General features: G+C 47.7%; 8 protein-coding genes and 1 pseudogene. 2 read left to right on the top strand and 7 right to left on the bottom strand.

Features of this window, described 5'->3' with window-relative positions:
- Window positions 1-26 precede the first annotated feature (26 nt).
- Both mtgA and CODIS_RS19335 read right to left on the bottom strand, forming a co-directional pair.
- Entirely contained in the window at window positions 27-761 is a 735-nt protein-coding gene (mtgA, locus tag CODIS_RS19330) for a monofunctional biosynthetic peptidoglycan transglycosylase (protein ID WP_069128298.1), read from the bottom strand.
- Between the two features lie 32 nt (window positions 762-793).
- Window positions 794-1153: a GFA family protein gene (locus CODIS_RS19335; RefSeq protein ID WP_069128299.1), complete on the bottom strand. Its 360-nt coding sequence runs from the start codon at window positions 1151-1153 to the stop codon at window positions 794-796.
- A gap of 562 nt (window positions 1154-1715) precedes the next feature.
- Between CODIS_RS19335 and CODIS_RS19340 the strand changes: the two genes are divergently transcribed.
- Complete coding sequence (locus CODIS_RS19340; RefSeq protein ID WP_069128300.1) at window positions 1716-3365, top strand: hypothetical protein; 1650 nt, start codon at window positions 1716-1718, stop codon at window positions 3363-3365.
- 18 nt (window positions 3366-3383) lie between these two features.
- Here CODIS_RS19340 and CODIS_RS19345 read toward each other — a convergent pair whose 3' ends face one another.
- Window positions 3384-6347 carry an SPOR domain-containing protein gene (locus tag CODIS_RS19345; RefSeq protein WP_069128301.1) on the bottom strand — a complete coding sequence of 988 codons (2964 nt, stop codon included), beginning with the start codon at window positions 6345-6347 and terminating at the stop codon, window positions 3384-3386.
- 445 nt (window positions 6348-6792) lie between these two features.
- On the opposite strand from CODIS_RS19345, the gene CODIS_RS19350 reads away from it, so the two are divergent.
- Window positions 6793-6969, top strand: a complete 177-nt coding sequence (locus tag CODIS_RS19350) for a PEP-CTERM sorting domain-containing protein (protein ID WP_162420297.1) — start codon at window positions 6793-6795, stop codon at window positions 6967-6969.
- A gap of 117 nt (window positions 6970-7086) precedes the next feature.
- On the opposite strand, the gene CODIS_RS19355 is transcribed toward CODIS_RS19350, so the two are convergent.
- The 4 genes and pseudogenes from CODIS_RS19355 to CODIS_RS21545 form a co-directional block, all read right to left on the bottom strand.
- Window positions 7087-7296, bottom strand: a complete 210-nt coding sequence (locus tag CODIS_RS19355) for a hypothetical protein (protein WP_069128303.1) — start codon at window positions 7294-7296, stop codon at window positions 7087-7089.
- Between the two features lie 1214 nt (window positions 7297-8510).
- Window positions 8511-8849 carry a hypothetical protein gene (locus CODIS_RS19360; protein ID WP_069128304.1) on the bottom strand — a complete coding sequence of 113 codons (339 nt, stop codon included), beginning with the start codon at window positions 8847-8849 and terminating at the stop codon, window positions 8511-8513.
- 6 nt (window positions 8850-8855) lie between these two features.
- Entirely contained in the window at window positions 8856-9200 is a 345-nt protein-coding gene (locus CODIS_RS21095) for a hypothetical protein (RefSeq protein ID WP_154723213.1), read from the bottom strand.
- A 33-nt stretch (window positions 9201-9233) separates the two neighbouring features.
- A pseudogene (locus CODIS_RS21545) lies at window positions 9234-9347 on the bottom strand (RHS repeat-associated core domain-containing protein); the annotation flags it as partial.
- Window positions 9348-9685: the final 338 nt, after the last annotated feature.

Raw genomic sequence — 9685 nt, forward strand, 5'->3', positions numbered from 1 at the left:
CCGTGGACAACACCAAGCTTGTGGAATCAACCGCCGGTGACGGGCAGTAACCAGACATATCCCAGTCGATCCATCTGTTGCTCAATCCACACTGCCCGTTCACTGACATAGGGTGTTGGCGGTTCTGCGTGGTAACGCCAGGGATTGGGAAGAAGCGCCGCCAATCTGGCCATTTGATTATGCGATATCTGATCCAGTGGAAGCTGGTACCAATATTCACTGGCGGCAGCAACACCGTATACACCTGGACCAAACTCTACAATGTTCAGGTAGACCTCAAGAATTCTACGCTTACCCCAGAGTACTTCAAGCACAATGGCAAGACCGCCTTCAAGCAGTTTGCGGCTCCAATCCCGACGTTGCCAAAGAAAGAGATTTTTTACCGTCTGCTGAGTCAGGGTGCTGGCGCCGCGTAGCGCCCTACCTCTTTCAGCCTCTTTCAGGACCTGTTGAACCGCTTTGAAGTCTATTCCCATGTGACGGGGAAAATTCTGATCTTCCGATGCCACCACTGCCAGTTGCATGGCGGGCGGTATGTACTGCAGGTCCCACCACTCATGTTTCGATACAATTGATTGGTCGACAGGGGGATTGAGTTCTCGTTGAAGTTTCCACGACCATGTTGGCGGATCAACGAAACGGAATATCAGTATCAATGCGAAAAGCAACATCGATGATGCGAAGAAGAGCAGAAAGACCCATCTCAACAATCCCTTGTAAAAACGCTGGTGTTGTCCTCTTTTACCGCTTTTACGGGCCATTTTGAACTTTATTGATTGTGAACGCAGATACGTTAAAGCAGATGCTTGCCATCAAATAGATCGTACTCCATTGAAAGGGGATCGATTCCCTCAATACAACCCAGATTGGCGCGGAAGTGCCCCGGAAACCTGGCTGTTTCATGAAATGTGTAGATGCCGCAACGGTTACAAAAATAGTGCTTCGCTGTCTTGGCACCAAACTGATAGAGGCCTAATGCACCCTCTTCCGCCTGGATTTTGAATTGTTCCGATGGGATCGCTTGGGAACTCATCATCGCACCCTTACGGGTACAAATTGAACAGTTACAACGCAGTCCCTTTTCAATAATATCACCCTCGAAAGAGAAGCGGACAGCACCGCAATGACAGCTACCTTGATAGTAATCAGCCATACTGATCTCCGGCTCAACCTAAAAGGATCATAAGACCGCATATTGAACTTCATCTATATCACGGCCAGATAAATGACCATAGCCTAACGCAAGAATCAGTCAAAAACCCATCGTGGACCACTATGGCCAGTAAAATCATTATTACAGTGAACCAGAATACAGACTCCAGTGGCAACCACAAAGGGCTGAAGATGAGAAAGCCATTCAATATCAATCACAACACTACGCCTGTCGGTAGCGCGGTCACACCATTCACACACCCAGCGAAAGCCAGTCACCTACCCTTTTGTCTGTTTGTAAAAAGACAGACGCTGGAAATACCACAACTATTGCGCTGATTAAAAGGAACCTTAATCACATCCCCTCTATGCATCGTTTGTATTTCAATAGAGTTCAGCCTGCGAATAGATCCTCGGGTAAGATTCACCCAGGGCTTATTGCCTGAATTATGGTGCATAACCGCCATTTCCCTACATCCACTCTGTTAAAACTAAAACGGTGGCCTGCTATAAAACCAGCAGATGCTACAAAAGGCGCAGACAACAGACAGGGTGCGAGCAAGATGATCCCATTACCCAGTGGACAGCTGGCCGGAATAAGTAATATCCGCGCACGCTACCACGCATTGCGACTCAACCGTGTGGTGGGTGCGGAGACATCTCATCGTGATTTGTATGGTTTTGTCGACATCATTATCAAACCGGATCGGTTGAAAAACCCACCCTATCATCCCTCTTTTGTTTTCTCCGGTTATACGCTTGCAGATCTGCCACGACTCCACTGGTCATCATCAGACTACCAGACCTTCGATGATTGGATACAGCAGGAACAACAGATCAGGGAGATCGAGCATGTTCGAAAACGCGTAGCCGAGGATAAACTTGTATTGACGGAAAAACAGTATAGCTACCCTAAACAGCTCTACAGCAGTCTACAAAAAAAGATAGAACAGATGTCTATGCATCGTGCTTCGCCGGTACAATGGCGGCAAACAATGTTGAATCTGTCACGTTCAGGTGTCCGTGAAGAAGAGATAACCTGGTCCGGCCTGATACCCTTTCTGGATAAGATGGAAGAAGACGGCAGGACGGCTGTCACTCGGGATCAACTTTTGTCGCATATTGATTTCTCAATTACCCGGATGAGTCTGACCAATGAAATCGTCAGAGATCAAGCCTGTCAGCTTGAGTTCACAGAAATACCTACCTCAAAATCGATCAACCTTTCAATTGCACCCAGAGCCATTACCGAACCCAGCGATTGTTGCGTCCTTCGCTACGTGGATCCTGTCCACTACTACAAGGTGGGATATCTGAAAAAGCTGAAAGGCTGGAATAGCCTCGCCTCATCACAACGGTGGTTTGCACTCGATTCAGTGGGCAATCCGATAGGCGATGACGAAACCAATCAGCATCACTTTGCAACCAAGGAGCAGACCTTCACTACCGCCAGCCGACATGCTCTGCAACATTTGGGCATTCCTGTCGCCTATACGCACTACGGCCGTTATGAGCATAAAAGTCTGTACGGTGGAAGCGACTATCGCGAGTGGTTGCTGACCCTGCCCGACTATCCGCTTTCACATTTCACCAGCCACTACCATGCCCGAAACCTGCTTGTACACTTCCGCACCAAACAGCGTATTGACAGCCGGGGCAGACGATTGCTGTTCATTGAGGAGATACAGAGTGATTGGCACCAGAGTGGCGCCATGTATGGATACAAAGACCGCTGGCCTGGCAGGATAACACCCGCACCTTTCCGCAGGGAGTGGCTGAGTTTAGCCCTGAAACTTCTGCTTATGCACGCTGCGGAAGATGACTTTGACGCCATCGCCTGGACACGAGGTGAAGTCCAGGAATCCCACTATTTCAAAAAACTGTCAACCGTCAAACGCCTGTATGACAATGAGATACCAAAAATAATCGGGCGGCTCTGTGAAGGCCTGGACCTTACGATCGGTAATACCAGGATAACCACCAAAGAGCCGCGCCTGCAAATTGCCCGGCATTTGGACAAGTGGTTCTTAAAAGATCGGACCGGTAGTTTCTACACCCGTCCCCGCTATACCCAGCAGGAGGCCATGAAGGTATTCTCCAGACACTGCAAGCAGATCGATTTGGATGTACCGGTTATGATCCTGAGCCGGTCAGCCAAAGAGTGGATTAAAAACAGCGGTTTTCCCTTGTTTGGTGAAATCGCAGTGGATTGAATCAAGAGACACCTAACCTTACAGCCTATTGATCGTTCCTGTGTCCGGCATTTTTCTTATCCATGGTTGCTGGGATTTCAAGGATTCAGGTAGGATCTCCAATGCGTTTGCAGCTTCTGTATAGGTATCATAGGTACCATGTAGCAGGATGTACCATGCACTCCCTTCCCGCTCGGTACCGATATAGGCTAATTCTCCCTGCAGGCCGTGCTTATTGGCAAAAGCGGCAATTGACTCTTTGTTGGAAACACCGATCAGCTGAATGGTATAGCCGCCACGGTTTCTTAACGCCTGCCAGCCATCTTGTGACACCGGTTGTTGCCCCAACTGTTGATACTCGCTCTTTAGCCCCTGCAGGGTGGTAGCCATCTGGTTTATTGTCGCGGTCATCTCATCCTGGCTGCTGAGATGGACACGGTTCTGCGCATCAAGTTTTTCAATACGGGGGCCAAACTCTTTTCTCAGACTCTCCAACATCACTTCCATTCGCTGCAGCCGTTGTTCCGTCTTCACATCTACGGTCGATGGCCTCAACGCTTCTGTCTGTCCGACCGGGCTTCGATCACTATCTGCGGCACCGCCTGCCACTGATCCTATCGATGCGGCGATTTGCTGTTCAAACTCATCCAATCGCTGCTCGAAGGCCTCCTGTTGTTTTATCAGCTCTTCGACCGCCAGTGAATCATAAGCGCTTCCCTCCTGAGCAACGCCACCGCTCATCAGCTTTTCAATTTCATCCCGGGTCATATAGTTTTCACTGGCATTCATCAGTTCCTGCGAGATGTCACGCTCGAAACCGCCTAACCTGTTGGAAAAGTATTGGTAACCTAACAGGATGGAGAGCAGGAGTAATACAAAAAGTCCGCCAATCGCGATGCTATGATATGTCCCGCTCGATCTGGCTGACTCCACCTGGGCACCGAGCAGGCCTAGACGTTCAACCATCTGCTCCGATTCCTCCTGGCGTTTGCCGTATTCGGAGGTCATCGCCTCGAGAAAGGTTTTCTGTTTTTCAGTCTGTTCCAACAATAGATGATGATCTGTTTTAATATCCGTGATCACATCGGAGAGGGTATGGCTGTTTTGTTCCTGGAGTTGTAACCGATCCCGGGTTTCTGACTCTGTTTCCAGTAATTGATGGTGCCTGGAGTCGATGTCTTTAAACTGTGCTTGCAGGGATGATTCCAGATCATCCAGGCGTTGCGACAACCCTTCATTCAACCCTGATTGTTCGGTCAGTTGCGCCAATACGGTCTTCACGCGCTCCTGCAGAGAATCGATCCCTAAATCGCTAAACTCACGAAGCTCCTTTTGATCTTGCTCAACAACGGACAATTGTTGAGAAATTTGTGTCTGCTTCTGTTCCCCTTGGTGCAGTGTCTGTTCAAATGCGTCAAGGCGTTCGCTGAGTTTGCCTGTACGCTCTTTCAGGCCGCTGGCGTCCTCTTGCAAGGCAGCGGTGGTCAACTTGAGATCCACACCATGCCTACTCTGCTCGATCATCTCTTCAGCAACGCCGTTCAACTTGTACAACTGATCCTGTGCAGCCGCTTCTCCTTCCTTGAACAGGCGCTCTGTATTGACCAATCGCGCCTCGATTTCATCCACTCTCCGGTTGATTTCACTTTTGGCGGCAGTAACCGATTCTTGCAATTGTTCTCGATTACCGGCCTGCTGGTCGAGATCGGTGGCAAGTGAGCTCAATCTCTCTGCGGCCTCATGCTCATCCATATCGAGCACCTGCAATTTCGATTGCAGACCGCTTATCTCCCCTTTTAATTGGTTGACCGTCTCCTCAAAACGTTCTCTCTGTTCCTCGATTACAGTAGAGATTGAGGTCAATGGATCCGGCAGATCCGCTTGCTGGTCGAGGTAGCTTGATAGCCGGAGATCAGTGGATGCAAGCTGCTCTTGCAAACTGCGGCTACTGTCGGCCAGATCACTGCTAAGATGATTGACCCTGTCCTGGAAAGATTCGTGCTTGACCGCTTGTTCATTCAATGCCCCATCGATGGAATCGAGGCGCGCTGCCAACTCGCGATCCTTATCCGCCAACAGGGATGTCATATCCTGTTCGGCCTGGTTGAGTTTCCGCTCCAACTCCAGCAGTTGAGACGCATCGGCATTGGAAACCGGTTCAAAACCCTTGACCAGGTTCTCCAGCTTCGACAGACGTTGCTCCAATAACTCGTTGTTGCGCGCCTTATCCTGCTGTTGACTCTCCAGTCTGGCCCCGGTTTCGCCTATGCGATTGGCAAGCTCCAACAAGCGACGTTCCAACTCCTTCTGCTGACCACCCTTCTCCGTGAGCTGATTTCTCAGATGCTCAATCTCATCACGCAGGGGTTGAGCACTCTTCTGCAACAACTGGGAGACCTCCTGTGGCGGTTCTCCCTGCTCAGTCTGACTTTGCGCCTGTTTGTGGCTGAGTTCAGCGATATCGTTCTGCAGGCTCTGAATTTGCGACTCATGATTCGAATCGCTGATCAGGAGTTCACTGCCACTCTCCTCAAGGCGCCTGATATGGGACAGCAAATCGGCGATATCCCGGCGTAGATCATCTGTTTCATTGGCAGTTGCATCTGCAGCCTCGCTGTCACGCTCCAATGCCTGTTTGAACGCCTGTTGCTGCTCATGCAGTGATGCCAGCTGTTCGTTCAAATAGTCAATGTTTCGCTGAGTCTCTTGTTGTTCCGGGCGGGATTCCTCGGTGGAACTCCGATCCGAGGCTTGCAGCCGCAGGGAGTCCAGCAGACTACTCAGCTCTTCCTCTTGCGAGATCAATTGCCCAATCTGACTCTGCATCTCCTGCAGACGCAGTTGCATGCCAGTATTGGCCTCACTCAACTGATCCAGTTTCAATCCTTGATTGAGCTTGTCGTGGGAAACTCGATTGAGCCGGTTGTTCAGATCGGAGAATTGGTCAACCAATCGCTTCATTCTGACCGCGAGTTCTTTTTTCTTGAGATTCTTCTTTTTCACCGGCTTTGCTGAGAGATAATCTTAAACAATGAATCTATCTCAATAAAAAATCAGGAATTATCATAGTACTTTTTAGCACAGATTTGTTCAGGTTGATACTAGAATTATCGAAAATGCAAATAGGATTCCGCCCGCATGGCCGGCCAAGTTCATACGCAAATATGCGGCGAGATTGTTTTATCCTTTAGATTCGTGAGGCAGGTTCACCGCTTTCATGTAAACCTTCAGGTTGGGATTTAAATTCCCCACAAAGGATATCAAACAAAGGGAGTAGGATCCCGGAGAAGATTAAGTATTTGTTTTTTCGTGGGATTAACAGGATTTTTCAGTACTGCTGACGCATTACCTGTCTTCAATCACACCACACATGGGTCGCGGCTCTACACGATAAGCGCCGACAGCACAGCCGAACCGACCGGTCTAGCCGGGCTTAATGTGGATAACGTTGAATGAAGCGATTGAGGCCTTTACCTACAGTCTGGCGGGTGAAACAGTGAATCAGCCGGTTCCCCCACCCAGCCCGACTCCGATACTGAATGTTCCCGAACCCTCTATCTTCCTTCTGCTGGGCGCGAGCCTGGTCGGTATCGGGATAACCCGCTTGCGCCAACGCAAGTCGTAACACTCATTCCACTTATAAAGGGAGATATCACTCTCCCTTTTTTCTGGATTGAAATGAGGGGCATGCTGACGAACGGCATACCCTCACAGACACGATCACGGGCGCCGGATCGGATAATCAGGATTCGTACCTGTCTTCAATGGCTATGCCCTTTTCATACTCTTCGATATGCAGAACCTCGGCTATCTGCTTGTGATACGCAATGTCCGAAGGCCAGTAAAACACATCACCGGTCTCTTTCTCTTCAATCCACCTGGCGGCGCCCTCGCTCGATAAGGTAATCAGCTCTTTGATCTTAGCGTTAGAGGGATTTCGATAAATAATCATTTCCTTCTCCTTACGCTTGTTGTTATCCCGAGACTATTATCCCAACCGCGGACAGCGCAAAACAGTGAATATTACCCATCATGTTTGTCAGTTAATGCACTTACAGTGCCGAGTTGAATAGGTGAAAACCGCTCGATGCCGCATGCCTGATCGATCCGAGGCTGATGCAATGTCGCCAGTCAGAAAAGTTGGATTTGATGATGTGACAGAGAGGTGATCCACCATGTGAGAAGCAACCCGAAATCATCAGATGGCTTTACTTTGAAAGTTAACGGGGCGGCAGTGATATCATTTCAGGAAATCTTCACAAGCAGCGACAAACTATGAAAATACAGGAACTTCATAGCCTTAAATATCATAATTTAGTACTTCATAATACACTTACCATCTGATTTTTTTCATTTTTTTGCTTTTTAAATTCTTTTGTCTAACCTTATATTTTATGTTGTTTTGTATCACCAACCACATGACAACTAATCAGCACTTTATACTAAAAAAATATTTTTATACCACTCAATGAGGGTAGGAGAAGACAAATGACTACATTGATCAATCGATTGGGTAATATCTGTATCTGGTGTGTCGGCGCCGGACTGGCGGTACTGGCTGTCGTAACCACACTGGTAATGGTTTGGTTATCCTTTATTTAACTGGCTGACTGCACAAATATTAAGGAAGCACTGATAGCTTCATCATTCCGGAGATGGCCGTAAACGAGCAGGCTATTATAAGCAATAGTCTCAATTCAGCGCCTGCACTTCATTCTATCCGGGATAATGAATAACCTTAATAATGTGTTGATGCAATATAGACAAATGGCATGGAAGCCATAAACACTCTCACTCCCCGGCAATGACGATACTCTCTTTATTTCTGCATACGTGTGTATGCCAGCCACCGTATGGCTCTTTGGTTCAGGCCTTAAAAGCATTGCTTCGTATTCCAGACCGAATTGCACCCTGCGCTGAAACCGACTGACATCCGAAACCAAAATTCGCTGCCAGGCGCGCTGGTGCCTCTGCAGAGGCCGAGACCTCTATTCGCAAGAAAAAAGTATTAAAGCAATAGACTACTGATAATCGTACGCACATTCTAGGCTATATGTGCGATTACGATAGAAAAGGCACCCAGGCTCGCTTCAAATGCTTTATTGGACTTCGCTGAACACTCCATATGCTACGTCTGGTCCAACAAACTCTCATCTTCATATGCTCTTACGGGTCATTTTTATCTGCCCTTCCACTTGTAAACTTTATACCCAGCAATTGCGCTAGACCATACAACAGCTCTGAAAGAACACCTGAAAATACAAACATACAACCCGCTAAATATGCGCGCCCACTAGCTTCTAAGCTCTTAAGAGTGATTAACTCCAGTACAGTCCCATCATCTATCACCAACAACACGAGACCAACGACCACCAAAAATAAACCAAATTTTATTAGGTCAAATCCTATTCTTTTTCTAAGAAATAGCGCCATAAGCGAGATGAAAATGCCTGGAAACACTATCAATGCGATACTTACAAGCTGTTGATTGGTAAGATCTAACATAAATCTCTATATATCCTGATCACAGGTATCTTTATTACATACTTTCTTGCAGTCTTCCATACAAACGCCAAGATTGTATGCGCCATATACCTTATTCACTTTTGTTCCAATATTTTTAACTGCTCCACCAAACGTCCCACCGATGCTTGATTCAGTTACACCTAGTCCACTATTTATTGCGAAACCTGGTATTGGATTAACAAAACCTATAAGGCAATCTGCACGGCACTTTTCACATGGCGTTGGGTTGCGTATTGGCGGCAGGTCAACAATGCAATTTGCATTTGCACACTCTTTTGTGCCGTTTGTGCCAGGAACAAAGGAACAATGACCATTACTACCTGCTTGCATATTTGCTGGGCATCCACCGAACAGACCAAGGGGATCAATATATCTTAATGGATTACCATACACGTAACTGTATGTATTAAGACCCCCATCAAGACCAATTGGATCAGATTGAAGGTATCTACCAGTACTTGAATCATAGTCCCTAAAGTAGTTGTAAACTTCTCGACCCTACGATGGTTTCCCGCTAGCTTTCCGATTTCCCTTATACCCTCAACCGGTTAACAACCCGTTTTCCCTGATGCGTCTCTCCGATTCCGGTTTTTGCCCTAGAGGCACTTTTTCGTTTAACTCGATGGAGATTGCGGGGCTGTTGGCCCCCTCACTTTTTATGGATGTTCTCATCTATTCTCTACCAATTAAGTTATTATCTTATGAGTCCTCTTTATTTATTTTCTTCTATGCTGTTACGGTAATCCCCCCATTAATAATGGGACTCAAAAGTAGTCACTGTTAAGCGGTCTGAGCCAACTTCTGTATCGGGGTGA

The organism is Candidatus Thiodiazotropha endolucinida (assembly GCF_001715975.1).
Taxonomy (GTDB): domain Bacteria; phylum Pseudomonadota; class Gammaproteobacteria; order Chromatiales; family Chromatiaceae; genus Thiodiazotropha; species Thiodiazotropha endolucinida.